Below are 24780 nucleotides of genomic sequence, written 5' to 3'. Positions count from 1 at the left end.
CTCGGTGCCGGTCAGGCCACCGACAGTTCGGGCGGTCACGACACCTTGGTCAACATCGAGGCGGTCAGTGGTTCGACGTGGAACGACTCCATTGTCGGCGATGCACAGGGCAATCTGCTTCTCGGCAGTTACGGCGGCGATACGCTGGTTGGAGCCGGCGGCAACGACACGATCGACGGCGGACAGGGCAACAACTCCGAAGTGGGCGGATCGGGCGACGATCTGTTCCTCAATGTCGCTTCCGGCATGAGCAACGTGCTGTCCGGCGGCGACGGCCGCGACGCGTATCAGCTGAGCGGCGGCAGCTATGGTCCGATCGACAGGATCACCGACTTCCAGGCCGGTTCTGGCGGCGATGTGATCGACCTTACTGCCAAGTTGACGGGCCTTGTCGGCTATACCGCAGGCAGCAATCCGTTTGAGACGGGACACGTGCGTCTTGTTCAGGCGGGGGAACCCCTGACGATCAAGATCTCCGGCGACGCTTATATGGGCAATCCGCTCATGCACCTCGTCGTCGACGGACGAGACTTTGGCTACTTTGACGTCAGCGCGCAGCACAATGTGAGCTGGCAGACCTACTCGATCTGGGGCGACTTCAGCGCCGCTCACTCGGTGAACATCAGCTTCACCAATGACCGCAATGAAGGGACCGGGCAGGACCGCAATCTGTACGTCCAGTCCATTTCTCTCAACGGCACGACGCTGGATGCCACCACATCCGCAACCGGTGACGGCGAGAACGGAAACGGCCGTGGTCTGTTCGTCAACGGGACGATGACGTTCGACATCACCGGCCTTGGTGCGGCGCCTGTGACCTATTTGCAGATCGATCAGGATGGGATTGGAACATCCAGCGGCTGGATGACTGTCCTCAACCTCGACAATACGCGGGTCGGCGACTTCACAAGCGACAACTTCTCACCGGCCTTCAATCCGCAGTCAGGGGTGAACGTCGTACTGCCGGACGGCATGACGCAGTACGGCGGCACCGATCACGCAGACACGATCGTCGGCAATAATGCGGGCGATATGATCGACGGCTTTGGCGGCGATGACTCGATCGTCGGCGGGCTCGGCAACGATTCCCTCTATGGCGGTGACGGCAACGATACCGTGGTCGGCGGCGATGGGAACGACAGCTTCTATGTCGGCACCGGAAATGACTCGATCCAGGCGGGTGCAGGCGACGACCGCATCGACCAGAACAGCTATAACTCGGGCAACGCGACGATCGACGGCGGCGACGGCAACGACTCCATCAACGGCTGGGGCAATGGCTTCTTCACCGACTCGATCTTCGGTGGTGCCGGAGCGGACACTATCAGCGTCAACGGCGCCGGCACGCTGGATGGCGGCGAGGGCAACGATTCCCTTTGGGCAGGAAACAACAATTATGCGACTTCGCTGCAGGGCGGCGAAGGCAACGATACGCTAGCGACCAACGGCAACGCGACGCTGGAGGGCGGCGCGGGCGACGATTCACTCTGGGCCGGTAACAGCGGCATTGGCGCCTCGCTGCAAGGCGGGGATGGAAACGACACTCTGATGACGGGGTCGTACGCGACGGTCGACGGCGGTGCCGGCGCAGACACGCTGTCCGACTTCGACCATTCCAGCCATTTGATGGGTGGGGCCGGAAACGACGTCATCAGCGTCGGCGGATCGGATAACACGGTCAGTGGCGGCGACGGCGACGATTCCATTTCCGGCAACGGCCGCAACGTCATCATGGGCAGTGCCGGCAACGATACCATTCAGCATAGCTGGGATGGCAGGCTGGACTACAGCGACCTCAACGCATCGGTGTCCGTAAATCGCGATATGGGCGTGGTCGACAAGGGCGTCAACGGAACGGATTCGATCTCCGGCTTCCAGACCATCGTCGGAACCGGCTATGACGATCAGCTTACCGGCTCGAATATGAATTTCGATGGCGGCGCCGGGGACGATTCCATCTCTGGAACCGGCATCCGCGTGATCGGCGGCGAAGGCAACGACACCATCGTCGGAACCGAGTACAGCTACAACGTCATCCAATACGACGACAGCCCGACGGGCGTGAACGTCGATCTGACGACCGGAATTGCGAAGGATGGGTGGGGAACGACGGATCAGTTCTCCCACATCAATGAGATCGGTGGCTCGGCATTTGACGACACCTTGGTCGGGACCAACGGCACGCAGTTGACCGGCGGCGCCGGCAATGACTCGCTCGTCGCCACTGGCGGTATTGCGCTCTACGACCGCGACCCGTCCGGCATATCCGTCGATCTCGGCGCTGGAGAAGTTACCGATGGCTTCGGCGGCCACGACACGCTCGTCGGCATCAGCATGGTTGTCGGCTCGAACAACGATGACTCGCTCCTCGGCGGCGCGGGCGACGACAGCTTCGAAGGCAGCGGCGGCAACGACACGATCGATGGCGCTGGCGGAAACAACACGGTCCGCTACGACTTCCGCGGAACCGATACGGGCGTGGTGGTCGACCTTGCGGCCGGCACGGCCTCGGACGGGCACGGCGGAACGGACACTCTGCTCAATATCCGGAATGTGACGGGCAGCAGGAGCAACGATTCCATCACCGGCGACGCGCAGGACAATTCGCTCGACGGCGGCTGGGGCGGTGGCAACGACACGCTCGTTGGCGGCGCTGGCGATGACACGCTCGCAGCCAATTCGGGCAATGGCTCGCTCGATGGCGGTGCAGGAACGGACGAGGTCACCTTCGATCGCTTCAACAGCGGCGTGATCATCGATCTGTCGACCGGACAAGCCACGGACGGGATGGGAAATCACCAGACGCTTTCCGGGTTTGAAAAGGTCGTCGGCACCCGCTGGAACGACTCGATCACCGGGGATGACGGAGACAACACGCTCATCGGCAACGGCAACGCGGATACGTTGGTCGGCGGCGCCGGTAACGATTCTCTGTCTGCGGACGGCTATTTCTGGAACTCGTCCCTCGCGGGCGGCGATGGCTCCGACACGCTTCAAGCGCTTCATACCAGTCACGTGAACATCGATGCGGGTGCAGGCGACGATTCCATCGCGTTTGACGGCACGAATTGGGCAACCGTCACAGGTGGCGCTGGTAACGACACGATTGATATGCGTGTTAGTGACAGCTCGATCGATGCGGGCGCGGGCGATGATTTGTTCCAGAACGTCGCGTACCATTCCGGCGGCTTCAACAACACGCTGACCGGCGGCGAAGGCGTCGACACCTATCAGCTGAACCCGCTCCAAGCGCCCACCATGTGGGGCGGATGGTCCACCATCACCGACTTCCAGACTGGAAGCGGCGGCGACCGCATTGATCTTTCGCCGATGCTGGGCGAACTCGAAGAAACGGGAATGGCGGCGGGCGTCGATCCCTTCGTCGCGGGCTATTTGCGGTTTGTGCAAGTCGGCAGCGATGCCGTGCTGCAAATGCTGCATCCTGGTACGGGTGGTCCCGAATTCTACAGCGATGTTCTGCATCTGCTGAACGTCGATCAGTCCGCGATCACGAGCGCCAATTTCGTGCAGGCGGTTGATCCGCATGCCGAACCGCTGGGCGTGGACACGACCCTTGCGGACGGCGGTGTGAACTATTCCGGCACAACCCGCAGCGACACGATCGCGGGCGGCAATGGCGCTGACACCGTGTGGGGCAATGACGGGAACGATTGCATCAGCGGTAGCGACGGAAACGATTCCATTTCTGGCGACAACGGCAACGACACGCTGGAAGGCGGCGCGGGAAGCGACACGATCTTCGGCGGCTGGGGTAACGACAGTATCGAAGGCGCCAGTGGCGCGGGAGCCGACAGTCTGGTCGGCGACGAAGGCGACGACACATTGATCACCGGCGACAGCGCCGACAACGATACGCTCTGGGGACAGAACGGTAACGATCTTATCGATGCGTCCCACAGCACCGGAAACAATTCGCTGGACGGCGGCTGGGGTGACAACACGATCATCGGTGGTTCCGGCGGCGACATTATCCAGTCGGGCGGCGGCGCGAATTCCATCTTCGGTGGCGACGGCAACGACACGATCACCATGACGGGCGGCGGCGTACATGCGGCCATCGACGGCGGTGCGGGCAACGACCAGATCAATTCCTGGGGCAATGCGAGCGCCGATACGATTTCGGGCGGTGAAGGCAACGACACCTTCGTTGGACCGATCGACCACTCCAGCTTGGAGATGGGTTCGGGCGACGATTCCGTCAGTGCAGGCGGCTACCTTTCTGGCGACAACACGATCAACCTTGGCGATGGCAACGACACGCTTCAGATCGGCACGAACGGCAATCTGATCGATGCCGGAGCGGGCGACGATTCCATCTCCAACTGGAGCATGAGCAGCGACGAAAGCATTTCCGCGGGCGACGGCAACGACAGCGTCGGCGGCAATTACGGTCAGAGTACCATTGATGGCGGCGTAGGCGCCGACTTGATCAACGTCTGGGGAACCGGAACGGAGGTACTTATGGGTGGCGATGGCAACGATACGATCTATGCCAACACGAACAATTCCACCATTGACGGCGGTGCGGGCGACGATTCCATCACCGCATCCGCGCTGGTGACTGGCAACTCCGTCTTGGGCGGCGATGGCAACGACACCATCGACGGATCGTTCTCGGAAAGCACACTCGACGGCGGCTCAGGCGACGATTCTATCGTGGCGTATCAGAATCACTCGCTGCTTTTGGGCGGCGAGGGCAACGATACCGTATACGGCGGCGGTGGCGAAAATAGTGTGGTTGGCGGAGAAGGCAGCGACGAGCTGGGCGGCGGCATTATCGATTACAGCGGTGAGGCTGCCGCTGTTCAAGTCGATGCATATGCCGGCAACGCGACCGACGGATCGGGGGCGACCGACACGCTGGCGGGTGTGTACGGCATTATTGGGTCGGCGTTCGACGATACGCTGACGGGCAACTGGGATACCTCGCTCATCGACGGCGGCGCGGGTAACGATTCCATCGTGGCCAACCGTAACGGCACAGTGCTTCATGGCGGCTTGGGCGACGACACGCTGGTTGGCCCCGGCGGCGGTGGCGATGCTGATGTCGGTATGTTCGCGATGGGTGACGGCTCCGTCTCGGGCAACGCGACGTTTGCGGACTACCACGATGCTTCCGGCGCTGTGACGGTGGATCTGTCCACCGGCGTCGCCTCCGACGGCGACGGCGGAACGGACAGCTTGGTCGGCATCAACGGCGTGATCGGAAGTGCGTTCGACGATTCCATCACGGGCAGCGATGGTTCGGACTATCTGCGTAGCGGCGGCGGCAACGACACGTTCGACGGCGGCAGCGGCGAGGATACGGTCAGCTTCGAAGACGTTACCGGACCGGTTTACGCAGATCTCACCTCCGGCGCGGCGACATTGAACGGCACGGGGCATGCCGAGTTTACGAGCGCCGAAGGCGTGGTTGGCGGTCGGGGCAACGACACGCTGATCGGCAACGGCGGATATCTCGGCGGCAGTGCGGGCGACGACATTCTGTCGGGCGGCAGCACCATGGATGGCGGGGCCGGAAACGACACGGTCGACTACAGCGGCTCCGATTACGCCATCTATTTCGATGTTAACTCCGGCAATGGTTCGGCCAGCTTTGACGACAGTTGGAACCAGATTTCGAACGTCGAAGGCGTCATCGGCTCGGCGCACGACGACACTCTGCAGGCGTACTATGCCTACGGCGATAAGCCGTTTGTCATGTCCGCCGGCGACGGGAACGACTCGCTGTACGGCAGTTACGGCAACTACATCGTCGACGGCGGCGCCGGCAACGATACCGTCGTGATCACCGGAAACCACAATCAGTTCATCGGCAGCACCGGTAATGACCAGCTGACGGACAACTATGGCAACGGCGAACTCGATTACAGCGCGCTTTCGACGGCGCTGACCATCAATCTCGAGACCGGAACCGTCGACAAGGGCGCGGATGGCGCCGATACGATCTCCGGCATGGCCACCGTCACCGGTGGATCCGGCAACGACACGATCACCGGCACCGAATACGATAATCTTTTGTCGGGGAATGCCGGCGACGATTTGATCGTCGGAAATGGCGGATACGACACGCTCATCGGCGGCGCAGGCAACGACACGCTTGATGGTACGGATGGCGACGCTACGGCCGATTATCGCTTTGATGCCAGTGCGGTTTACGTGGACCTCGGTGCCGGGTCGGCCACCGATGGCTCGGGCGGCACGGATTCGCTCATCGCCATTTCGTCGGTTCGTGGCACGGGATTTGACGACACGTTGGTCGGCGGCGATGGCTTCAGCAAGCTCGAAGGCGGTGCCGGCAACGACTCGTTCATCGGCGGCAGTGGAACGACCGTCGTATTGTACAACAACGATCCGAATGCGGTCATGGTGGATCTGGCCGGCGGTTCGGCGACCGATGGTTTCGGCAATACCGATGCGCTCGCAGGCATCGACGGCGTCAGCGGCTCCAGCTGGAACGATACGCTTCTGGGCGGCAGCGGCGACGAGTCCTTCATGGGCAACGCAGGGAACGACTCGATCGACGGCGGCGCTGGCGTCGACACGGTGCGTTACGACAACGACCCGAACGGCGTAAATGTTGATCTCGTCATGGGTACCGCGGCCGACGGCTACGGCGTGTGGGATACGCTGCGGAACATCGAAAACGTGGTCGGCAGCAATTACAACGACACGATCCGGGGCGACGCCGCGGACAATTCGCTGGTTGGCGGCATTGGCGGCGACCGCTTCGTCGCCAGCACCGGCAATGACACGATTGACGGCACCGACGACTGGCAAAACCTCGTCGACGCCAGTAGTGCGCCTGGCGCGCTTATCGTCGATCTCGCGGCGGGAACGGCGGACGACGGAGTGGGCGACGTGCAGCAGTGGCTGCATATCCAGGGTGTCATCGGCAGCGCATATGACGACTCGATTTCCGGAAGCGACGCGAGCAATATGCTCGTTGGCGGCGCGGGTAACGATACTCTCCTTGGTGGTGCCGGCGATGACGCGTTGACCGGCGGAGCCGGCAACGATCTGCTCGATGGTGGCAGCGGGGCCGATGAACGCAATGCGGCGAATTACAATGACGATCCGAACGGCGTCACGGTCGATCTGGGCGCGGGCTCTGCGACGGACGGTTGGGGCGGAACGGACACGCTCGTCAACATCAACCAGGTCTACGGATCGCAACACGACGACCTGATCGCCGGCAGCTCTGGCGACGACTACCTCTATGGCAACGGCGGCAACGACACTATTACCGGCGGCGATGGCAATGACGACATCTCGGGCTCGGGTAGCAGTTCGCTGTCGGGCGGCGCGGGCAACGACAGCCTGTATGGCGACGACGCCAGCACACTGGATGGCGGCGACGGCGACGACACGCTCGGTGGCTCGGGCAATGGCTCGGTGCAAGGCGGTGAAGGCAACGACAGCCTGAGCGCTAACGGCATGTACAGCGAAACGCTCGACGGCGGAGCAGGAAACGATTCGCTGTACAACGGTACCTACGGCCACAGCATTCTCAGCGGTGGCGCCGACAACGATACCATCTACAACTACATGTACAGCGTCGACAGCACCGCCACGCTCAGCGGCGATGCTGGAAACGATTCGATCTACAGCCAAAATTCGTCAGGCCATGTGAGCATCGACGGCGGCGATGGCGATGATGTCGTCCAAACCGATAACTACGGCAACAACACAATTCATGGCGGCGCCGGCGCGGATACGCTGCAGACGAATTACAGCGCAAGCACGCTGTTCGGAGACGCGGGTAACGATTCCATCAATCTCAGCAACGGCACCAACTACGCTGATGGTGGAGACGACAACGACTCTATCTATTCTTACAGCGCGACGTCGACTCTGGTCGGCGGAGCGGGCGACGACACCCTGAATCTGTCTTACGGAAGCGGCGCCGTTTACGGTGGTGAAGGCAATGACTCGCTGATGGCGAGTTACAACAACGCTACCCTCGATGGCGGCGCCGGAAACGATACGATCACCACGAGCGGCAACGGCTACCTCGTGGCGATTGCCGGTGGCGACGGTGACGATTCCATCTCGCACGTCGACTATTGGTCCAATGCCACGATCGACGGCGGTGCCGGCAACGACACCATCACGCAGACCTCCTACAACACCAGCAGCCTCATTGGTGGTGACGGCAACGACGTACTGTCGACCAACTACGGCTCCAATACGCTCGATGGCGGCGCGGGCGACGACAGCCTCCAGGCCACGAGTTCGAACAATGTGTTCTTGGGTGGCGAAGGCAACGACACGGTCGCGCTGAACACCTCGAACAACACGGTCGATGCCGGAGCGGGCAACGACCTGTTCCAGAACGTCTCCTACAGCGGCACCAACACGCTGACGGGCGGTACGGATGTCGATACCTACCAGCTGAATGCCAACCCCGGCTCGGTCGATACGATTACCGATTTTGCCGCTGGAACCGGCGGGGACATCATTGGCCTGGACGCGCTGGTGAGCACGCTGGTCGGCAGCTATGGAATGGCTTCCGGCGCCAACCCGTTCGAACTCGGCTATCTGCAATTCGTGCAGAGCGGCACGGATGTTCTGCTGCAACTCGATCGCGACGGCGGCGGCAGCTCCTACAACATGCAGACGGTCCTGCGGCTGCAGAATGTGACCGTCGATGCGGTGACGTCCGATAATCTGTCGCCGGCCTTTGCCCTCACCTTTGCGGGTGAGAGCACTACGCTCGGCGATGGCGGCGAGAACCACACCGGTACGGCTGGCGCCGACACCATTGTGGGCGGCCTCGGCAACGACACCATCGCCGGAATCGGCGGTGACGACACCATCGTCGGTGGCGCGGGCGATGACTCGCTTCAGGGCGGCGTCGGCAACGACACGGTGCTCGGCCAGGACGGCAATGACACGATCTCGGGCGGCGCAGGCAGCGACTCGCTCGATGGCGGCAATGGCACCAATGTGCTGACCTTCGCGAGCGACACGGGCGGAGCGACGGTCGACCTCGCTTCGGGCTCGGCGACGGATGCCTCGGGCGGACACGACAGTCTTGTCAACTTCGCGAGCGTGATCGGTTCGAGCTATGCCGACGCGATCTCCGGCAGCGACAGTGCCGACACGCTTTTGGGCAATGGCGGCAGCGACACGCTGATCGGCGCTGGCGGCAACGACAGCCTTACCACGTCCGGCGGGACGGATTCCATCTCCGGCGGCGACGGTGATGACTCCGTCTATGTCTACAACGGCAGCGGAACGGTGAGCGGCGATGCCGGCAACGACTCCATCTATGGCTACTACAGCCATACGTCGATATCTGGCGGCGACGGCGCCGATACCATTCAGTCCAACTATGGCCAGGACACAATCGACGGCGGATTGGGCAACGACTCGATCTATTCGTATGGCTATTACAATAGCGACTCGATCGCTGGCGGTGACGGCAACGACACCATCTACCATTCCAACTGGTACAGCTCTGGCGCGGTTCTCGACGGTGGCGCGGGCGACGATTCCATCAACCAATCCGGCTATTACAGCAATACCCTGTCGGGCGGTGAAGGTAACGATACGATTTACGCGAGCTACGGGTCCGTACTCGTTCACGGCGGCGCCGGGGCGGATTCCTTAAGCACCTACAACGGTGCCAACACCCTGTATGGCGACGAAGGCAGCGATACCCTGTTTGCGCAGTATGGTAGCAACGCGCTGTTTGGCGGCGCCGGCGACGATCAATTCAACGACGTTTCCTACAATTCGAGCGGGCACAACACGCTTACGGGCGGCGAGGGCGTCGACACATATCGTCTGAACGCGGCTGTCAGTTCCGGCGCGTTTGACACGGTCACCGATTTTGCCGCTGGAGCCGGCGGCGACATCATCGACCTTTCGGGTGTGGCAGGCGTACTGACGAGCAGCTACGGCATGCCGAGCGGCTCTGATCCGTTCATGACGGGATATCTGCAACTCACGCAGAGCGGCACTGACGTTCTACTTCAGATTGACCGCGATGGAGCCGGGACGGGATACGACTGGCAGACAATCCTGATTCTGCAAAACACCACGTCCGAAGCGGTCACGTCGGACAACATGCCGGGATTCAATCCGCATCCGGTTGCGGAGAACATCACCCTCGGCGACGGCGGCGTGTATCACACCGGTACGCCGCTCGACGATACCATCGTTGGCGGCTCTGGCGCCGACACGATCTTCGGCGGCGCCGGCAACGATACCATCAGTGGCATCGGCGGCAGCGATTCCATCTCGGGAGATGCCGGCAACGACACACTCTCGGGTGGTGACGGGAACGACACGATCCTTGGCGGCGCTGGCAATGATGCGATCAACGGCGATGCCGGCAGTGACTTGCTGGCCGGTGGCGCTGGCGATGACACCATCGAAGGCAGCGATGGCTCCGACACGCTGGACGGCGGAGCCGGCAACGACAGCTTGGAAGGCGCCAGCGGCGCCGGATCCGACAGTCTGAGCGGCGGCGACGGAAGCGACACCCTCGTTGCGGGTGTCGGCGCGGCGGATGACACCCTGTCGGGCGGCCTGGGCGACGATTCCATCGATAGTAGCGATGCATCGGGCAACAGCTCGATCGATGGTGGTATCGGCAATGATACGCTGATCGGCGGCGCGGGCGACGACACGCTTGCAGGCGGATCCGGCACGAACGTCATCTCTGGTGGCGACGGCAACGATCTGTTCTCGTTCGTCGGCGGCGGTGCGGGCAACACCCAAGTCGGGTATTACGAGATTTCCAACGGCACTGCCGCATCGTATCTGGTGTCTGCTATCACAAGTGCCGGTTTCACGGCCGTTCCGATCGACGATCCGAACACGACCGAGCTTTCGACCATCGGCATTCTGTTTGCGACCAACTCGAATAATGGGTCGTTTGGGTCCGAGTTCACCAACGACATGTCGCAGATCGATGCCTTCATCGCGAGCGGCGGCGTTCTCGTCATCCATGATCGCGGGGTCGGATACAGCGGCACCAGCCTGCTTCCTGGACAAAGCGCGACGTATGTCCGGTCGGGTGGAGACAACATTGAATTCGTCAATGACAGCGGTCCAGTGGCTGTGGGCATCGGCGGCACATTCACCGATAGCAGCCTTGATGGCGGTAGCAGCTCCTATCACGGTTATGTCGAGGCCGGTTCGCTGCCTGCTGGCGCAGAGATCATTCTGACCACCGGCAACGCTGCGCAAGTCGTCACGTTCGCGTACCACTATGGTGCGGGTACCGTGATCTATTCGTCGATTCCGCTCGACTATTATCTGTCACAAAACGGCAGCCTCGGTTCCGTGTCCGGCAACATGAAGGGCTATGCGGAGAATCTGCTGGCCTGGGTCGCGACAACCCTGACCGCCGATGGCGGCAACGTGTACACCGGCGGAGCCGGCGCGGACACCTATCAGATCGGTGCCGGCGCTCCCACTCTGCCTGACATCATTACCGACTTCACGACCGGATCGGGCGGCGACAAGATCGACTTGGTCAAATTGCTTCCGGCCCTGCAAGGGCTGGCGTCCGGCGCCAATCCGTTCTCGGACGGCTACCTGCAATTTGTGCAGGACGGCAGCGATGTGCTGCTGCAGGTCGACCGTGACGGCGCTGCCGGCAGCGAATATGGCTGGCAATCCGTCCTGCGGATCGAAGGCACTACGGCAACCGCGTTCACGCACGACAACATCACGCAGAACTACTCGCCAGCAGGTGGCGGGATCGACACGGTCCTGGGCGACGGCGGCGAAAGCTTCGTGGGCGGCTCGTCGGCCGACACGATCGTCGGCGGCGCCGGCAACGACTCCATTGGCGGCAGCGGCGGCGACGACTCGTTGGAAGGCAACGCCGGTAACGACACGCTTTCGGGCGGCGCCGGCAACGACAGTTTGGAAGGCGATTCCGGATCGGGCAACGACTCCTTGTCTGGTGATGCCGGCAACGACACGCTCGTGGGCGGTGCGGGCGACGACACGCTGGACGGCGGCACGGGCGCAGATGTGCTCGACGCCGGCGACGGCAATGACTCGCTGATCGGCGGCGCCGATGCCGACACCCTTACGGGCGGCGACGGCAGCGACACGCTGGACGGCGGCACGGGTGCGAACTCCGTGGACGGCGGCGCAGGCGCCGACCGCTTCATCAACGTGTCCTCCGACGTGGGCAGCACGCTCACCGGCGGGGCCGACGCGGACACCTATGTCCTCAATTGGTCGGTCGGGCAGACGGCGGACGCCGTCACCGATTTCGCGACGTCCGAGGACATGATCGACGTCTCGGCGATCCTCAGCAGCCGCGTTTCCGGCTATGTCTCGGGAACCAATCCGTTCATCCAAGGCTATCTGCGAGTGGTCGACGACGGCAGCGGCAATGCTCTGTTGCAAGTCGATATGGCCGGTGCGGGCAGCACTTGGCAGACCATCCTGGTGCTGGACGGCGTCAGCGCCGCCAGCCTGACGGCCGCCAACTTCACGCCGGCATTCCCGCCTAGCGGTGAGGGCTCGCTGATCACAGGCGACGCCGGGAACAACGTTCTGAACGGCACCGTCAACAACGACACGATCCAGGGTCTTGACGGCAACGATACCATCTATGGCGGATACGGCCATGACTCGATCGATGGTGGAGCCGGTAACAATCAGCTCCATGGCGAGCAAGGTAACGACACGATCATCGGCGGCGACGATCGCGAGACCATCTGGGGCGATACGGGCAACGATTCCATCGTCACCGGAAACGGCGATTACAACGAACTGTATGGCGGGGCTGGAAACGATACCCTCACGGCCGGCACAGGGCGCAGTTACTTTGAAGGCGGTGACGGCAACGACAGCCTGAGTACGGCAAACACCCTGGGTGATTGGGCCCATCTCTATGGCGGCAACGGCGACGATACGCTCGATGCCAGCGCCTCGACGACTTACGCGTACTTGGTCGGCCAGTCGGGCAATGACAGCCTGATCGGTGGCTTGGGCAATACCCAGCTGGTTGGTGAGGATGGCAACGACACGCTGGTCGTCACGGGCGGCAACAACTCGCTCTACGGCGGCAACGGCGACGATCTGATGGACGGCAGCGTCGGCACAGTCGGCGCGTACTTCAACGGCCAGTACGGCAGTGATACCGCGATCGGCGGATCGGGCAACGACACCTTCTACGACGATGGCTGGACCGGCAATGACTCGATGTCCGGCGGCGCCGGCAACGACTACTTCGATCACCTCGCGTATTTCACCGGTTCCGACACGCTGAGCGGCGGCGCGGGCCAGGACACCTACCGGTTGATGTGGGTGCCGGGCAACAACGGTACGGCCGAGATCACCGATTTCGCGACCGGCACTGGCGGCGATGTCGTCGACCTGACGTGGACCTACAACAACTATCTCTCGGGCCATGTTACGGGCGAGAACCCGTTCACGCATGGCTACATGCAGCTGGTCGATGACGGTAGCGGCAACACAACGCTGCAGATCGATGCGGACGGTGCGGGCTCCGGCTCCGGCTGGGTGACCGTGATCAAATTTGACGGCCATTCTGCGGCGGATTTCGCCGCGGGCGAACTGGTCGTGCAGGATGCCGCGAATGGCAACTATTGGTACACTTTCTCGCCGCTCGGAACCGGCCAGCTCATCGACGGAACCGCGGGCAATGACTCGCTCGTGGGCACCGGCGATAGCGATACCATCAATGGCTTCGACGGCAATGACACGCTGATTGGCGGCTATGGCGACGACAGCCTCTCCGTCGGCGAGGGCGACAACTACGCCTGGGGCAGCTACGGCAACGACACGCTGATCGGATCGGCTGGTTCCGACACGCTGTACGGCGGTGCGGGCAACGACAGCATTGCGACAGGTGACGGAGCCAACAATTACGCGCATGGCGAAGACGGCAACGACACCCTGATCGGCGGAACGGGGAACGACACCCTGTACGGCGGCAGTGGCGACGACAGCCTTGGTGCGGGTACTGGTACCAATTACGTCCACGGCGAGTCCGGCAACGACACGCTGGTTGTCACCGGCGGCAACAATTCGCTCTACGGCGGCGACGGCAACGATCTGCTCGACGGCAGTGCTGCGACAGGAAATCAGTACTTCAACGGCCAATACGGCAACGACACCATTCTGGGCGGTAGCGGCAACGACACGCTGTATGACGATGGCTGGAGTGGCACAGACTCGATGTCCGGTGGCGCCGGCAACGACTATTTCGATTATCTCGCGTATTACACCGGCACCGATACGCTGAGTGGCGGCGCGGGACAGGACGACTACCGGCTGATGTGGGTGCCGGGCCAAAACGGCACGGCCGAGATCACAGACTTCACGGTCGGTTCCGGCGGTGACATCGTCGATCTGACCTGGACATACAACAACTACCTCTCCGGCCACGTTACCGGCGAGAATCCGTTCACGCACGGCTACATGCAGCTGGTCGACGACGGCAGCGGCAACACGCTGCTGCAGATCGATGCGGACGGCGCAGGATCCGGCTCCGGCTGGGTGACCGCGATCAAGTTTGACGGCATTGCGTCTGCCGACCTGGCGCGCGACAACTTCCTCCTGCAGGACTACGCGAACGGCAATTACTACTACACGGTTTCGCCCACCGGCACGGGCACCAGCATTACCGGGACCTCCGGCAACGACAGCCTCATTGGCACGGCGGATGGCGACACCATCACGGGCAGCGGTGGCGACGACACCATCATCGCCGGTTATGGCGATGACAGCGTCTCCGGCGACGACGGCAACAACTATGCCTGGGGCAGCTACGGCAACGACACGCTGGTTGGATCGACGGGGGCCGACACGCTGTATGGCGGCGTCGGCAACGACAGCATCGCGACGGGTGAAGGATCCAACAATTACGCCTATGGCGAAGACGGCAACGACACCCTGATCGGCGGGACAGGGAATGACACCCTGTATGGCGGTAGTGGCGACGACAGCCTCAGCGCCGATGCCGGCACGAACTATCTGCATGGTGAATCGGGCAACGACACCCTTGTCACCACGGGCGGCAACAACTCGCTCTATGGCGGCGACGGCAACGATCTGCTCGACGGCAGTGCGGCCACTGGAAATCAGTCCTTCAACGGCCAATCCGGCGACGACACCCTTCTGGGCGGTTCCGGAAACGATACGCTCTATGACGACGGCTGGAGCGGCGTTGACTCGATGTCCGGCGGAGCCGGCAACGACTACTTCCAGCATGTCGATTACTTCACGGGCGGAAACGACACCCTGTCCGGCGGCGCCGGTCAGGATACCTATCAGTTGCTGTGGCAGGTCGGCCGGTCCGCGGCCACCATCACCGACTTCCAGACGGGAACCGGCGGCGATGTCGTCGACCTCTCCTGGACGCTCGGCAATGGTCTGTCCGGATACGCGAGCGGTACCAATCCGTTCCTGACCGGATATATGCAGCTTGTGGACGATGGCTCCGGCAATACGCTGCTTCAGATCGACGCCGATGGTGCCGGAACATCCTATGGCTGGACCACGGTACTCACCTTCTCGGGTGTGACGCCGGGCGACTTCCAGGGAAGCAATTTCAGTCCGACCTATTCGCCGGTCGGCACGGGCGACAGCATCTCCGGCGACGCCGGCGACAACACGCTCAACGGCACGGCCAACAGCGACACGATCGACGGCCAAGACGGCAACGATCAGATCAACGCCGGGTTCGGCCATGACCTCGTGTACGGCGGCAGCGGCGCCGACGTCATCCATGGCGATGACGGCAATGACACGCTCGACGGCGGCGACGACAACGACACCATCTACGGTGGCAGCGGCAACGACTCCATCGAGGGCGACAGCGGCGCGGGCAACGACTATCTCTCTGGCGAGGCCGGCAACGATACGATCGACGGCGGTGCGGGCAATGACACGCTCTATGGCGGCGACGGCGGCGACAGCCTCATCGGCGGCGACGGCAACGATTACATCGAAGGCCAGGACGGCAACGACACGGTCGAAGGCGGCCTGGGCGCCGACACGTTCTACGACGGCGGTGCGGGCAGCGACTCGATCAGCGGCGGCGATGGCAACGACGAGTTCCGGTATGTCGACTACTTCAGCGGCAGCGACACGCTGAGCGGCGGCGCGGGAACTGACACCTATCAGCTCCTGTGGCGTGCGGATAATCCCAACACGTCCGAAATCACCGATTTCTCGACCGGCGCGGGCGGCGACGTCATCGATCTGAGCTGGACGATCAACAGCCAGCTCGTCGGATATGCCGGCGGAACCAATCCGTTTGTCGAAGGCTTCCTGCGTCTTGATCAGCAGGGCGCCAACACGGTTCTGCAGATCGACCGCGACGGTGCGGGTTCGGCCTATAGCTGGCAGACGATGATCGTCTTCGATGCCGCCACGGCAACGAACTTCACGCTGGACAATTTTGCGCCGAGCTTCTCGCCGGACGGCACCGGTCTTGTCATTACGGGCGACGGCGGCGACAACAATCTCACCGGTAGCGCAAGCAACGACACGATCGACGGGCAGGGCGGCAACGACACCGTCTATGGCGGCTACGGGGACGACTCTATCCTCGGTGGTAGCGAAAACGACTATCTGCGCGGCGATTCCGGCAGAGACACGCTGCTTGGCGGCGACGGCAACGACAACATCGCTGGCGGATCGGGCGACGATTCCATCGCCGGCGGCGACGGCAACGACCAGCTCTATGGCGAAGACGGCAACGACACGATCGTCACGGGCACGGGTAGCAGCACGATCTGGGGCGGCAACGGCAACGATCTGCTCGACGGATCCGCGTCCGCGGGCGTCTACTTCATGGGCGAGTCCGGAGACGACACGGATATCGGCGGTGCCGGTAACGACTCGTTCGCCGAATCCGGTACGGGTTCCGACTCCATGGCCGGTGGCGCGGGCCGAGACGTCTTCTGGCAAGTCGACCATTACGACGGCAACGACACCTATTCCGGTGGCGCCGACTCCGATTACTACGATCTCTACTGGAGACCGGCATCGAGCGGCACGGCCACGATCACCGACTTTGCGGCCGGCAGCGGCGGCGATGTCGTCAATCTGACCTGGACCTACGAGAACGCCCTGACCTCGCACGGATACGTCAATCCGTTCACGGCGGGCTACATGCAGCTCGTGGACGACGGCAGCGGCAACACGCTGTTGCAGGTCAATCCGGATGCGACGGGCAGCGATTGGCTGACCATGATGACGTTCGAAGGCGTTTTGCCTTCGAGCCTCGACGCCTCCAACTTCCTGATCGAAGATTCCACATGGCGTGGGCACTTCTACGCCGTCTCTCCGACCGGAACCGGCTCGGTCATCACTGGCACGGCCGGTGACGACTCTCTGGTCGGCACGGTCGACGCCGACACCATCTCCGGCGCTGGCGGCAACGACACGATCTTCTCCGGCTACGGCAATGATCAGCTGTCGGGCAACGACGGCAATGACACGATGTGGGGCAGCGCCGGCGACGACACGCTGGAAGGCAACGACGGCAATGACTCGCTCTATGGCGGCATCGGCAACGACAGCCTGGCAACGGGCGACGGCAGTTACGACTTTGCCCAGGGCGACGATGGCAACGACACGATCGTCGGTGGGGATACCGGCTACAACGAACTGCACGGCGGCTCCGGCGATGACAGCATCAACGCGGGTGCGGGCGACAACTCCGTTGTTGGTGACGATGGCAACGACAGCCTGATCGCCGGCGGCGGCAACAACACGTTCTATGGCGGCAACGGCGACGATCTCATCGACGGCAGTGGCGCAACGGGTGGCCAGTATCTCAACGGCCAGGCCGGCAACGACACCATGCTGGGCGGCTCGGGTGCCGACACGCTCTACGACGACGGCGGCAACGATTCCTTCAGCGGCGGCGCCGGCAATGACTGGTTCCGCTATGTCGACTACTTCGGCGGAGCCGATACCTACATGGGCGGCGACGGCCGCGATACCTACGAACTGCTTTGGCACAACGGCACGTCGACGACTCCGGCCGAAATCTACGACTTCATGCCGGGTCCGAGCGGCGACGTCGTCGATCTCAGCTACGTGATCGGCAACGAGCTCAGCGGCTACACCGCGGGCACCAATCCGTTCACCGAAGGGTTCCTCCGCCTTGAACAGGTCGAAGGCAACACCGAGTTGCAGATCGACATCGACGGCAGCGGCACTGCCTATTCCTGGCAGACCATGCTGGTGTTCGATTGGACGACGGCGATCGAATTCACCCTCTACAACTTCAACCCGACCTACGGGCCGGGCGGCGAAGGTCTGACGGTTGACGATCCGGCCGGCGCCCACAATATTTTCGGTTCGGCGAGCAATGACTCGATCTGGGCCAATGACGGCAACGATACCGTCCATGCGGATGCCGGCAACGATCTGGTGTTCGGCGGCGACGGCAACGACTACCTGCTCGGCGAAGCGGGCAACGACACGCTGTACGGCGAAGACGGCAATGACTCGCTCGAAGGCGGCGCAGGTAACGATTCCCTCGGCGGCGATGCCGGCGACGACACGTTCTACGATATCACCGGCAACAACACGGTCGACGGCGGCGACGGCAATGATCTGTTCCGCTTCGTCTCGAACGGCTCCGGCGCCGATGTGCTCACCGGCGGCGACGGCGTCGATGTGTATCAGTTCTGGTACAACACCGGCACAACCGACGAGATCACCGACTTCACGGCGGGGCCGGGCGGCGATGTGCTCGATCTCGGCTATCTGATCGCCAATCTGTCCGGCCATGGCTATGCGGACAATCCGTTCACCGACGGCCATATGCAGTTCATCGCCGACGGTGCCGGCGGTTCGTACCTTCAGGTCGACTTCAACGGCGGCGCCAACAGTTGGCAGACTGTTCTGCATATCGACGGCGTTGCGCCGGAGGCCTTCACTGTCGATAACTTCACGCCCAGCTTCTCGCCGACCGATGTCGGTTACGACACGGTGCTCGGTACGGGCAGCGACGCCTACACCGGCAGCTACAGCCGCGACACCATCGACGGCAGCGACGGTAACGACACGATCAATGCCGGCTACGGCAACGACTCCGTCCAGGGCGGCACGGGCAACGACTACCTGGCGGGCCAGGAAGGCAACGACACTCTGGCGGGTGGTGACGACAACGACACCATTTCCGGCGGTTCGGGGCAGGATTCCATCAGCGGCGATGCGGGTAACGATTACCTCTACGCGGACGACGGCAACGACACGATCATCGGCGGAGCCGGAAACAACACGCTTTATGGCGGCTACGGCAACGACAGTCTGGACAACAGCGCGGGCACGGGTCCGGCCTACATCTCCGGTCAGGCCGGCAACGACACCATGGTCGGCGGTTCGGGCGACGACACTTTCGACGATACGCAGGGCGACAACACGTTCAGCGGCGGCGACGGCAACGACGTCTTCCAGAACGTGGCTTATGCGGGTTCGAACGCCTTCACCGGCGGCGCCGGCAGCGACAGCTATGTCTTGAATTGGCATGCGGGCAGCAGCGCCTATGCCGAAGTCACCGATTTCGACACCGGCGCCGGCGGCGATGTGATCAACATCAGTGAGGTGCTCAGCCAGCTCACCGGTTACAATCCTTCCGACAATCCGTTCGTGACCGGCCACATGCAGCTCGTGGCGGACGGCACCGCGGTGAACCTCCAGGTCAGTCTCGACGGTCTTGGCACGACCTGGACCACGATCCTTGTGCTCGATGACACGTCCGTCGACGACTTCACGCTCGACAATTTCACCCCGACGTTCTCGCCCACGGGTACGGGCCGCACGATCTCCGATCCGGCCGGTCTCTCGAGCAACATCTACGGCTCGAGTAGCGACGACCTCATCGCCGGTAACGACGGCAATGACACGATCCATGCAGGTTCCGGTCAGGATACGGTCAGCGGGGATGACGGCAACGACGTGATCTACGGTGGTGAAGGCAACGACACCATGACCGCGGGCGCTGGCAGCGACGTCGTCTACGGCGAACAGGGCAACGACACGATCCTCGGCGGCGACGGCAACGATTACCTCGACGGCGGCGACGGCAACGACCTGATTGACGGCGAGGGCGACAGCGACACCTTGGTCGGCGGCAGCGGCAACGACACGCTGGAAGGCGATTCCGGCGCGGGCAACGACTGCATGGTTGGTGGATCGGGAGACGACTGTCTCGACGGTCAGGCCGGCAACGACACTTTCTACGACTACGAAGGCGCCAATACGCAGCTCGGCGGCGCCGGCAATGACATCTTCTATGCGGTCGGCTATGGCACCGGTGCGGACAGCATCACCGGCGGCACGGGTCACGACACCTATAGTCTCGACTGGACGCCGGGATCGGCCACCGACGTCATCACCGACTTCGACACCAGCGCCGGTGGCGACGCCTGGAGTCTCGATGCGCTCATCGGGCGGATGGTCGGCTACAACACGGCCTACGGCACCAATCCGTTCGTGGCCCAGGAAGGCGGCGGCACGCATGGTGCGTACTTGCAGCTCGTGGCGGACGGCACGGATACGCTCCTGCAGTTCAGCCAGAACGGCGATTCCACGTGGGTCGATCTCGTTCGCATCGTCGGCGTCGCGCCCGGTGCGTTGACGAACTTCGGCGGCTATTCGCCGAGCGGCGGCGGCATCGTGCTGACGGGGTCTTCGGACGGCGACTATATCCACGCCACCGTCAACGACGACACCATCCATGGTGGAGCCGGTTACGACACGATCTATGCCGGCAACGGCGATGATTGCGCCTTTGGCGATGCCGGCAACGACCAGATTTATGGCGAGAACGGTGCCGACAGCTTGTACGGCGGTACGGGCGACGACTATCTGAGCGACAGCAACGGTGCCACCAACTCGTTGGAAGGCAACGAAGGCAACGACACGCTCTATGGCAACGGCACGCTGGTTGGCGGCGCAGGACACGACGTCATCAACGGCAACGGCGTGATCTACGGTGACGAGACCGATCCTTCGGCTCCGTCCTCCGACACGCTCGTCAGCACGACCGACGACGACACTCTCTCGGGCAACGGCACGCTCTATGGTGGCGCAGGCAACGACAGCGTCTCCGGCACGGGCCAGCTCCATGGCAATGCGGGCAACGACACCGTCATCGGTCATGGCGTTCTCTACGGCGAAGAAGGCAACGACAGCCTTGCCGATCCGGACGGCGCCACGCTGTACGGCGGCGCCGGCGACGACACCTTCGACGGCAACCCCGGTGCGGGCATCCACGAACAGGTCGATGGCGGCAGCGGCTACGACGTCATCAATTTCAGCGGCAATTCGAGCGATTACAGCTACACGCTCGCCAACGATCCGGCGGGTACCTACACCGTAACGAATACGCTGAACGGCAGCTCGGTCACCCTGACCGGCGTCGAAATGCTGGTGTTCGCCGACAAGGAAGAGACGATCCTGCTGCCCACGACGGGCGTCGATTGGACCGATACCGAGGGTATCGACAACCGCATTTCGTTCCCGGATAGCCCGTACGATTCCCCGACCCATTCCGACCTCGTGTCGTCCGATCCGACCTATGGCTACGATCTGATCGGTAACGACACGCTGCACGGCATGGCGGGTAATGACATCTTGAACGGCGGCCCCGGCAACGATGTCATCATGGGCAACGGCGGCAACGATCCGTTGTACGGCAGTTACGGCAACGACACGCTCAATGGCGGCGACGGCAACGACAGCTTGCAGGGCGATTCCGGCGACGACCGGCTGCTCGGCAGCGCCGATGCGGACTCGCTGGCGGGCGGTCTCGGCAATGACACGCTGGTTGGCGACAATGGCTGGTCCGACGGCCATGGCGAGCTGGCATATGTCGTCGGCGAATTCGGCGGCAGCACGGCGCCCGGCGCCGACACTCTGATCGACTGGAACGGCCACAACGAGATCTACGGCGATGCCGGCAATGACTCGCTGGCAGGCACCGGCACGCTGCATGGCGGCACCGGTCTCGACACCATCTACGGCGACGGCGAACTCTACGGCGATGCCGGCGACGACTCCGTCAATTCCGATACGCACGCCGCATCGCTGGTGGTCGGCGGGCTTGGTGCCGATACGATCTACGGCAACGGTACCATTTACGGTGACTCCACCGATCCGAACGACATGGCGGGCGGCAACGACGTCATCAACACGGTCAACGACTCTGCCTTCGGCGGCGCCGGCGACGACACGCTGTATGGCCGCATGTGGTGGAACTACGGCACGCCGTGGGCGACGCCGTATTCCGGCAATGAGTATCTGGAAGGCGATCTCGGCAACGACTCGATCTGGGGCTGGTACGGCAACGATACGTTGGTCGGCGGCTACGGCGACGACACCATGCAGGGTGGGGAGGACAACGACTCCCTCGATGGCGGCCAGGGTGCCGACACCATGCAAGGCGGCTCGGGCAACGATACGATCGACGGCGGCACCGGCGACAACGTCGCCGAGTACCTCGATTCACCCAATAGCATCCGCAGCCACTTCTCGGTGATCCAGGATGGCGTCGGCGGCTACATCGTCAGCGACAACCGCGGCAACGAGGGTGTCGACAGCGTCACCAACGTCCAGATCATCCGCTTCCAGGATCAGGACCTCGAACCCATGATGACCCCGCCGGGCGAAAACACCGGCAAGATCTTCGCGGGCGACGCAGGCGCCAACAACCTCGAAGGCACGGCTTTCGACGACAGCCTGGCCGGCTATGACGGCAACGATACGCTGTCCGGCCTGTCCGGCAACGATCTCATCAACGGCGGCGCGGGCGACGATTCCATCGACGCCGGCGACGGCAACAACGTGGTGTGGGGCGAAGCAGGCAACGACACGATCGTCGCATCGACCAATGTCGGCGCGGGCGATTATGACGACATCCTGCACGGCGGTGCGGGCGACAACTCCATCTCCGGCGGCAGCGGCAATGACACGATCGATGCCGGCGACGGCAACAACACGATCAGCGGCGGCACCAGCCATGATGCCATCACCGTTGGCGCAGGCGACAACACGATCAGCGGCGATGCCGGCAACGACACCATCGTGGCGGGCAACGGCGACAATACGATCGACGGCGCCGACGGCAACGACACCATTCATTCCGGTTCGGGCCACAACCTGATCACCGGCGGGGCTGGCGACGACACCATCTCTGCCGACGGTTCGATCTCGGGCGATGACGGTAACGACGTCCTGTCGGGTACGGGCACCATCTCTGGCGGCGCCGGTAACGACATCGTCGGCGGCTCCGGCTTGCTCGCGGGCAATGAAGGCAACGACGCGTTGACGGGTTCCGGCACGCTGGACGGCGGCGCCGGGAACGACAACATCTCGATTTCGTCCGGCCTTGCGCTGGGTGATGTCGGCGATGATACGCTGACGGCCACGACGGCTACGGCCGCGTTCCTCTCCGGTGGCGACGGCAATGACTCGCTGACCGGCAACTCCGGTTCCGACACGCTGATGGGCAGCGCGGGCGACGACGATCTGCGCGGCAGCGCGGGCGGCGACCTGATCTATGGCGGTTCCGGCTACGACGTGGCGCACTTCTCCGGCCGGCAGACCGGCTCCATCCATGATTACGTCATCACCGATGACGGGCATGGCAACGCGACCGTCACGGGTGCCGATGGCAGCGACACGCTGATCGGTGTCGAACATCTGGTGTTCGATAACGGCGGCTCGGTCGATCTCATCGTACCGGGCGGCGTATTCGGCGCGATCCTCACGGGCACGACGCTGGACGACATCCTGACCGGCGATTTCGGTCCCGACACCATCTACGGCGGACCGGACAGCAACGTCGGTGCCAATGGCGATGTCGGCAACGACATCTTGTCGGGCGACAACGGCGCCGATCTCATCTACGGCGACTTCGGCAACGACGTCATCTATGGCGATGCCGGCAACGACACGTTGTACGGCTATGCCGGTCTCGATCATATGTATGGCGGCGATGGCGAAGACTCGATCTTCGGCGAAGCCGACAACGACACCATCGACGGCGGCGAAGGCAACGATACGATCCACGGCGGCGAAGGCGCCGACGTCATCACCGATACGGCCGACTACAACGAAATCTACGGCGAAGCAGGCTCCGACAGCATCGGCGGTACCGGTACGATTTATGGCGACGCCGGGAACGACACGCTGTTCGGCACCGGGCTGCACGATCAGTTGATCGGCGGCGACGATAACGACCTGATTACCGGCTCCAACTCGCTGGAAGGCGATGCCGGCAACGATACCTTGTCGCGTCCGTGGTATCTGTCGACCTCGGCCACCGACGGTCCGGCGACCCTCGACGGCGGCGTTGGCGACGACTCCCTCAACAGCGCATACGATCCTTACGCCGTCCTTTACGGCGCGGCCGGCAATGACTCCCTGTACGGCAACGGCACGCTGTGGGGCGGTGAAGGTAACGACTCCATCCAGACGACCGACGACATCGCGTTTGGCGGAACTGGCGACGATACGCTCAACGGCATCATGTGGACGCTGTACGGCTGGCCGTACTCCGGTGCGGAATCCTTCGAAGGTAACGAAGGCGCCGACTCGCTGTGGGGCTGGTACGGCAACGACACGCTGATCGGCGGCGTCGGCGACGATACGTTGTACGGCGGCGGAAACGATCTCCGCGGCAATTCCGACAACGATTCGATCGACGGCGGCGACGGCACCGATCTCGCGCTCTACAATTCGCGGCGCACCTTCTCGTCCATCATCCAGGATGGCACGGGCGCCTAT

General features: G+C 62.9%; 90 pseudogenes. All 90 read left to right on the top strand.

Going from position 1 to position 24780, the window contains the following annotated elements:
• Positions 1 to 45 precede the first annotated feature (45 nt).
• Positions 46 to 213 (top strand): annotated as a pseudogene (locus FHS84_RS22945) (hypothetical protein); the annotation flags it as partial.
• Between the two features lie 33 nt (positions 214 to 246).
• Positions 247 to 708 (top strand): annotated as a pseudogene (locus tag FHS84_RS22940) (carbohydrate-binding domain-containing protein); the annotation flags it as partial.
• A gap of 69 nt (positions 709 to 777) precedes the next feature.
• Positions 778 to 1188 (top strand): annotated as a pseudogene (locus tag FHS84_RS22935) (calcium-binding protein); the annotation flags it as partial.
• A 360-nt stretch (positions 1189 to 1548) separates the two neighbouring features.
• Positions 1549 to 1695: pseudogene (locus FHS84_RS22930) on the top strand (calcium-binding protein); the annotation flags it as partial.
• Between the two features lie 36 nt (positions 1696 to 1731).
• Positions 1732 to 2436, top strand: a pseudogene (locus FHS84_RS22925) (calcium-binding protein); the annotation flags it as partial.
• A gap of 42 nt (positions 2437 to 2478) precedes the next feature.
• Positions 2479 to 2706 (top strand): annotated as a pseudogene (locus tag FHS84_RS22920) (calcium-binding protein); the annotation flags it as partial.
• Positions 2707 to 2787: 81 nt separating this feature from the next.
• Positions 2788 to 2922, top strand: a pseudogene (locus FHS84_RS22915) (hypothetical protein); the annotation flags it as partial.
• Positions 2923 to 3111: 189 nt separating this feature from the next.
• Positions 3112 to 3519, top strand: a pseudogene (locus FHS84_RS22910) (type I secretion C-terminal target domain-containing protein); the annotation flags it as partial.
• 6 nt (positions 3520 to 3525) lie between these two features.
• Positions 3526 to 3693 (top strand): annotated as a pseudogene (locus tag FHS84_RS22905) (calcium-binding protein); the annotation flags it as partial.
• A pseudogene (locus FHS84_RS22900) lies at positions 3676 to 3789 on the top strand (calcium-binding protein); the annotation flags it as partial. The pseudogenes FHS84_RS22905 and FHS84_RS22900, both read left to right, overlap by 18 nt.
• A gap of 54 nt (positions 3790 to 3843) precedes the next feature.
• Positions 3844 to 4035 (top strand): annotated as a pseudogene (locus tag FHS84_RS22895) (calcium-binding protein); the annotation flags it as partial.
• A 15-nt stretch (positions 4036 to 4050) separates the two neighbouring features.
• Positions 4051 to 4551, top strand: a pseudogene (locus tag FHS84_RS22890) (calcium-binding protein); the annotation flags it as partial.
• Positions 4552 to 4578: 27 nt separating this feature from the next.
• Positions 4579 to 4773, top strand: a pseudogene (locus FHS84_RS22885) (calcium-binding protein); the annotation flags it as partial.
• A 300-nt stretch (positions 4774 to 5073) separates the two neighbouring features.
• Positions 5074 to 5319 (top strand): annotated as a pseudogene (locus tag FHS84_RS22880) (calcium-binding protein); the annotation flags it as partial.
• Positions 5320 to 5523: 204 nt separating this feature from the next.
• Positions 5524 to 5793 (top strand): annotated as a pseudogene (locus FHS84_RS22875) (hypothetical protein); the annotation flags it as partial.
• 183 nt (positions 5794 to 5976) lie between these two features.
• Positions 5977 to 6129: pseudogene (locus tag FHS84_RS22870) on the top strand (hypothetical protein); the annotation flags it as partial.
• A 51-nt stretch (positions 6130 to 6180) separates the two neighbouring features.
• A pseudogene (locus FHS84_RS22865) lies at positions 6181 to 6339 on the top strand (hypothetical protein); the annotation flags it as partial.
• Positions 6340 to 6387: 48 nt separating this feature from the next.
• Positions 6388 to 6558 (top strand): annotated as a pseudogene (locus tag FHS84_RS22860) (calcium-binding protein); the annotation flags it as partial.
• A 54-nt stretch (positions 6559 to 6612) separates the two neighbouring features.
• A pseudogene (locus FHS84_RS23175) lies at positions 6613 to 6957 on the top strand (calcium-binding protein); the annotation flags it as partial.
• A gap of 3 nt (positions 6958 to 6960) precedes the next feature.
• Positions 6961 to 7023: pseudogene (locus tag FHS84_RS22845) on the top strand (hypothetical protein); the annotation flags it as partial.
• A pseudogene (locus FHS84_RS22840) lies at positions 7018 to 7281 on the top strand (calcium-binding protein); the annotation flags it as partial. The pseudogenes FHS84_RS22845 and FHS84_RS22840, both read left to right, overlap by 6 nt.
• Positions 7282 to 7458: 177 nt before the next feature.
• Positions 7459 to 7785, top strand: a pseudogene (locus FHS84_RS22835) (calcium-binding protein); the annotation flags it as partial.
• 174 nt (positions 7786 to 7959) lie between these two features.
• A pseudogene (locus FHS84_RS22830) lies at positions 7960 to 8229 on the top strand (calcium-binding protein); the annotation flags it as partial.
• A gap of 33 nt (positions 8230 to 8262) precedes the next feature.
• Positions 8263 to 8337 (top strand): annotated as a pseudogene (locus FHS84_RS22825) (hypothetical protein); the annotation flags it as partial.
• Between the two features lie 9 nt (positions 8338 to 8346).
• Positions 8347 to 8673: pseudogene (locus FHS84_RS22820) on the top strand (type I secretion C-terminal target domain-containing protein); the annotation flags it as partial.
• Positions 8662 to 8856: pseudogene (locus FHS84_RS22815) on the top strand (calcium-binding protein); the annotation flags it as partial. The pseudogenes FHS84_RS22820 and FHS84_RS22815, both read left to right, overlap by 12 nt.
• Positions 8839 to 8964: pseudogene (locus tag FHS84_RS22810) on the top strand (calcium-binding protein); the annotation flags it as partial. The pseudogenes FHS84_RS22815 and FHS84_RS22810, both read left to right, overlap by 18 nt.
• 6 nt (positions 8965 to 8970) lie before the next feature.
• Positions 8971 to 9174: pseudogene (locus tag FHS84_RS22805) on the top strand (hypothetical protein); the annotation flags it as partial.
• Positions 9175 to 9264: 90 nt separating this feature from the next.
• A pseudogene (locus tag FHS84_RS22800) lies at positions 9265 to 9390 on the top strand (hypothetical protein); the annotation flags it as partial.
• A pseudogene (locus tag FHS84_RS22795) lies at positions 9385 to 9624 on the top strand (calcium-binding protein); the annotation flags it as partial. The pseudogenes FHS84_RS22800 and FHS84_RS22795, both read left to right, overlap by 6 nt.
• A gap of 33 nt (positions 9625 to 9657) precedes the next feature.
• A pseudogene (locus FHS84_RS22790) lies at positions 9658 to 9729 on the top strand (hypothetical protein); the annotation flags it as partial.
• Positions 9715 to 10080, top strand: a pseudogene (locus FHS84_RS22785) (type I secretion C-terminal target domain-containing protein); the annotation flags it as partial. The pseudogenes FHS84_RS22790 and FHS84_RS22785, both read left to right, overlap by 15 nt.
• A gap of 15 nt (positions 10081 to 10095) precedes the next feature.
• Positions 10096 to 10257 (top strand): annotated as a pseudogene (locus tag FHS84_RS22780) (hypothetical protein); the annotation flags it as partial.
• A pseudogene (locus FHS84_RS22775) lies at positions 10240 to 10365 on the top strand (calcium-binding protein); the annotation flags it as partial. The pseudogenes FHS84_RS22780 and FHS84_RS22775, both read left to right, overlap by 18 nt.
• Positions 10348 to 10446 (top strand): annotated as a pseudogene (locus FHS84_RS22770) (calcium-binding protein); the annotation flags it as partial. The pseudogenes FHS84_RS22775 and FHS84_RS22770, both read left to right, overlap by 18 nt.
• 9 nt (positions 10447 to 10455) lie before the next feature.
• Positions 10456 to 10704 (top strand): annotated as a pseudogene (locus tag FHS84_RS22765) (calcium-binding protein); the annotation flags it as partial.
• A gap of 228 nt (positions 10705 to 10932) precedes the next feature.
• Positions 10933 to 11703, top strand: a pseudogene (locus FHS84_RS22760) (type I secretion C-terminal target domain-containing protein); the annotation flags it as partial.
• Positions 11704 to 11706: 3 nt separating this feature from the next.
• Positions 11707 to 11844 (top strand): annotated as a pseudogene (locus FHS84_RS22755) (hypothetical protein); the annotation flags it as partial.
• Positions 11827 to 11916 (top strand): annotated as a pseudogene (locus tag FHS84_RS22750) (calcium-binding protein); the annotation flags it as partial. The pseudogenes FHS84_RS22755 and FHS84_RS22750, both read left to right, overlap by 18 nt.
• Positions 11908 to 12147 (top strand): annotated as a pseudogene (locus FHS84_RS22745) (calcium-binding protein); the annotation flags it as partial. The pseudogenes FHS84_RS22750 and FHS84_RS22745, both read left to right, overlap by 9 nt.
• Positions 12130 to 12465 (top strand): annotated as a pseudogene (locus FHS84_RS22740) (type I secretion C-terminal target domain-containing protein); the annotation flags it as partial. The pseudogenes FHS84_RS22745 and FHS84_RS22740, both read left to right, overlap by 18 nt.
• Positions 12445 to 12732 (top strand): annotated as a pseudogene (locus FHS84_RS22735) (calcium-binding protein); the annotation flags it as partial. The pseudogenes FHS84_RS22740 and FHS84_RS22735, both read left to right, overlap by 21 nt.
• Positions 12715 to 12846, top strand: a pseudogene (locus FHS84_RS22730) (hypothetical protein); the annotation flags it as partial. The pseudogenes FHS84_RS22735 and FHS84_RS22730, both read left to right, overlap by 18 nt.
• Positions 12847 to 12948: 102 nt before the next feature.
• Positions 12949 to 13089: pseudogene (locus FHS84_RS22725) on the top strand (calcium-binding protein); the annotation flags it as partial.
• A pseudogene (locus tag FHS84_RS22720) lies at positions 13084 to 13746 on the top strand (calcium-binding protein); the annotation flags it as partial. The pseudogenes FHS84_RS22725 and FHS84_RS22720, both read left to right, overlap by 6 nt.
• Positions 13729 to 13875: pseudogene (locus FHS84_RS22715) on the top strand (hypothetical protein); the annotation flags it as partial. The pseudogenes FHS84_RS22720 and FHS84_RS22715, both read left to right, overlap by 18 nt.
• Positions 13864 to 13989: pseudogene (locus tag FHS84_RS22710) on the top strand (calcium-binding protein); the annotation flags it as partial. The pseudogenes FHS84_RS22715 and FHS84_RS22710, both read left to right, overlap by 12 nt.
• A 27-nt stretch (positions 13990 to 14016) precedes the next feature.
• A pseudogene (locus FHS84_RS22705) lies at positions 14017 to 14085 on the top strand (hypothetical protein); the annotation flags it as partial.
• Positions 14080 to 14217 (top strand): annotated as a pseudogene (locus tag FHS84_RS22700) (hypothetical protein); the annotation flags it as partial. The pseudogenes FHS84_RS22705 and FHS84_RS22700, both read left to right, overlap by 6 nt.
• Positions 14203 to 14769: pseudogene (locus FHS84_RS22695) on the top strand (calcium-binding protein); the annotation flags it as partial. The pseudogenes FHS84_RS22700 and FHS84_RS22695, both read left to right, overlap by 15 nt.
• 27 nt (positions 14770 to 14796) lie before the next feature.
• Positions 14797 to 14874 (top strand): annotated as a pseudogene (locus tag FHS84_RS22690) (hypothetical protein); the annotation flags it as partial.
• Positions 14863 to 14991: pseudogene (locus tag FHS84_RS22685) on the top strand (calcium-binding protein); the annotation flags it as partial. The pseudogenes FHS84_RS22690 and FHS84_RS22685, both read left to right, overlap by 12 nt.
• Positions 14992 to 15000: 9 nt before the next feature.
• Positions 15001 to 15084: pseudogene (locus FHS84_RS22680) on the top strand (hypothetical protein); the annotation flags it as partial.
• Positions 15079 to 15216 (top strand): annotated as a pseudogene (locus FHS84_RS22675) (hypothetical protein); the annotation flags it as partial. The pseudogenes FHS84_RS22680 and FHS84_RS22675, both read left to right, overlap by 6 nt.
• Positions 15202 to 15540, top strand: a pseudogene (locus FHS84_RS22670) (type I secretion C-terminal target domain-containing protein); the annotation flags it as partial. The pseudogenes FHS84_RS22675 and FHS84_RS22670, both read left to right, overlap by 15 nt.
• Before the next feature lie 6 nt (positions 15541 to 15546).
• Positions 15547 to 15711 (top strand): annotated as a pseudogene (locus FHS84_RS22665) (calcium-binding protein); the annotation flags it as partial.
• Positions 15712 to 15723: 12 nt separating this feature from the next.
• Positions 15724 to 15822: pseudogene (locus FHS84_RS22660) on the top strand (calcium-binding protein); the annotation flags it as partial.
• A pseudogene (locus tag FHS84_RS22655) lies at positions 15805 to 15900 on the top strand (hypothetical protein); the annotation flags it as partial. The pseudogenes FHS84_RS22660 and FHS84_RS22655, both read left to right, overlap by 18 nt.
• Positions 15901 to 15972: 72 nt before the next feature.
• Positions 15973 to 16398: pseudogene (locus FHS84_RS22650) on the top strand (type I secretion C-terminal target domain-containing protein); the annotation flags it as partial.
• A pseudogene (locus FHS84_RS22645) lies at positions 16381 to 16647 on the top strand (calcium-binding protein); the annotation flags it as partial. The pseudogenes FHS84_RS22650 and FHS84_RS22645, both read left to right, overlap by 18 nt.
• A pseudogene (locus FHS84_RS22640) lies at positions 16630 to 16794 on the top strand (calcium-binding protein); the annotation flags it as partial. The pseudogenes FHS84_RS22645 and FHS84_RS22640, both read left to right, overlap by 18 nt.
• 30 nt (positions 16795 to 16824) lie before the next feature.
• A pseudogene (locus FHS84_RS22635) lies at positions 16825 to 17439 on the top strand (hypothetical protein); the annotation flags it as partial.
• Positions 17422 to 17547 (top strand): annotated as a pseudogene (locus FHS84_RS22630) (hypothetical protein); the annotation flags it as partial. The pseudogenes FHS84_RS22635 and FHS84_RS22630, both read left to right, overlap by 18 nt.
• Positions 17542 to 17715, top strand: a pseudogene (locus FHS84_RS22625) (calcium-binding protein); the annotation flags it as partial. The pseudogenes FHS84_RS22630 and FHS84_RS22625, both read left to right, overlap by 6 nt.
• A pseudogene (locus tag FHS84_RS22620) lies at positions 17716 to 17778 on the top strand (hypothetical protein); the annotation flags it as partial.
• Positions 17779 to 17907 (top strand): annotated as a pseudogene (locus tag FHS84_RS22615) (hypothetical protein); the annotation flags it as partial.
• 51 nt (positions 17908 to 17958) lie between these two features.
• Positions 17959 to 18402, top strand: a pseudogene (locus FHS84_RS22610) (hypothetical protein); the annotation flags it as partial.
• A gap of 12 nt (positions 18403 to 18414) precedes the next feature.
• Positions 18415 to 18513 (top strand): annotated as a pseudogene (locus FHS84_RS22605) (hypothetical protein); the annotation flags it as partial.
• Positions 18514 to 18810: 297 nt separating this feature from the next.
• Positions 18811 to 19101: pseudogene (locus FHS84_RS22600) on the top strand (hypothetical protein); the annotation flags it as partial.
• Between the two features lie 9 nt (positions 19102 to 19110).
• A pseudogene (locus FHS84_RS22595) lies at positions 19111 to 19209 on the top strand (calcium-binding protein); the annotation flags it as partial.
• A pseudogene (locus tag FHS84_RS22590) lies at positions 19192 to 19305 on the top strand (calcium-binding protein); the annotation flags it as partial. The pseudogenes FHS84_RS22595 and FHS84_RS22590, both read left to right, overlap by 18 nt.
• A pseudogene (locus FHS84_RS22585) lies at positions 19300 to 19428 on the top strand (calcium-binding protein); the annotation flags it as partial. The pseudogenes FHS84_RS22590 and FHS84_RS22585, both read left to right, overlap by 6 nt.
• A 222-nt stretch (positions 19429 to 19650) precedes the next feature.
• A pseudogene (locus FHS84_RS22580) lies at positions 19651 to 19941 on the top strand (hypothetical protein); the annotation flags it as partial.
• Positions 19942 to 20049: pseudogene (locus FHS84_RS22575) on the top strand (hypothetical protein); the annotation flags it as partial.
• Positions 20032 to 20130: pseudogene (locus tag FHS84_RS22570) on the top strand (hypothetical protein); the annotation flags it as partial. The pseudogenes FHS84_RS22575 and FHS84_RS22570, both read left to right, overlap by 18 nt.
• 42 nt (positions 20131 to 20172) lie before the next feature.
• Positions 20173 to 20763 (top strand): annotated as a pseudogene (locus FHS84_RS22565) (calcium-binding protein); the annotation flags it as partial.
• Positions 20752 to 20850: pseudogene (locus tag FHS84_RS22560) on the top strand (calcium-binding protein); the annotation flags it as partial. The pseudogenes FHS84_RS22565 and FHS84_RS22560, both read left to right, overlap by 12 nt.
• 567 nt (positions 20851 to 21417) lie before the next feature.
• Positions 21418 to 21666 (top strand): annotated as a pseudogene (locus tag FHS84_RS22555) (hypothetical protein); the annotation flags it as partial.
• Positions 21658 to 21822, top strand: a pseudogene (locus FHS84_RS22550) (calcium-binding protein); the annotation flags it as partial. The pseudogenes FHS84_RS22555 and FHS84_RS22550, both read left to right, overlap by 9 nt.
• Before the next feature lie 336 nt (positions 21823 to 22158).
• A pseudogene (locus FHS84_RS22545) lies at positions 22159 to 22365 on the top strand (calcium-binding protein); the annotation flags it as partial.
• 9 nt (positions 22366 to 22374) lie between these two features.
• A pseudogene (locus FHS84_RS22540) lies at positions 22375 to 22470 on the top strand (hypothetical protein); the annotation flags it as partial.
• 171 nt (positions 22471 to 22641) lie between these two features.
• Positions 22642 to 22776, top strand: a pseudogene (locus FHS84_RS22535) (hypothetical protein); the annotation flags it as partial.
• A pseudogene (locus FHS84_RS22530) lies at positions 22759 to 22857 on the top strand (calcium-binding protein); the annotation flags it as partial. The pseudogenes FHS84_RS22535 and FHS84_RS22530, both read left to right, overlap by 18 nt.
• A pseudogene (locus tag FHS84_RS22525) lies at positions 22837 to 22983 on the top strand (calcium-binding protein); the annotation flags it as partial. The pseudogenes FHS84_RS22530 and FHS84_RS22525, both read left to right, overlap by 21 nt.
• Positions 22966 to 23091, top strand: a pseudogene (locus FHS84_RS22520) (calcium-binding protein); the annotation flags it as partial. The pseudogenes FHS84_RS22525 and FHS84_RS22520, both read left to right, overlap by 18 nt.
• Positions 23077 to 23184: pseudogene (locus tag FHS84_RS22515) on the top strand (hypothetical protein); the annotation flags it as partial. The pseudogenes FHS84_RS22520 and FHS84_RS22515, both read left to right, overlap by 15 nt.
• A gap of 102 nt (positions 23185 to 23286) precedes the next feature.
• Positions 23287 to 23562 (top strand): annotated as a pseudogene (locus FHS84_RS22510) (calcium-binding protein); the annotation flags it as partial.
• 9 nt (positions 23563 to 23571) lie between these two features.
• Positions 23572 to 23940 (top strand): annotated as a pseudogene (locus FHS84_RS22505) (calcium-binding protein); the annotation flags it as partial.
• A gap of 9 nt (positions 23941 to 23949) precedes the next feature.
• Positions 23950 to 24048: pseudogene (locus tag FHS84_RS22500) on the top strand (calcium-binding protein); the annotation flags it as partial.
• Positions 24049 to 24522: 474 nt separating this feature from the next.
• Positions 24523 to 24636, top strand: a pseudogene (locus FHS84_RS22495) (hypothetical protein); the annotation flags it as partial.
• Positions 24637 to 24780 lie beyond the last annotated feature (144 nt).

The organism is Rhizomicrobium electricum, from assembly GCF_011762045.1.
Classification (GTDB): Bacteria; Pseudomonadota; Alphaproteobacteria; order Micropepsales; family Micropepsaceae; genus Rhizomicrobium; species Rhizomicrobium electricum.
This window is presented reverse-complemented; position numbering and strand designations above follow the sequence as displayed.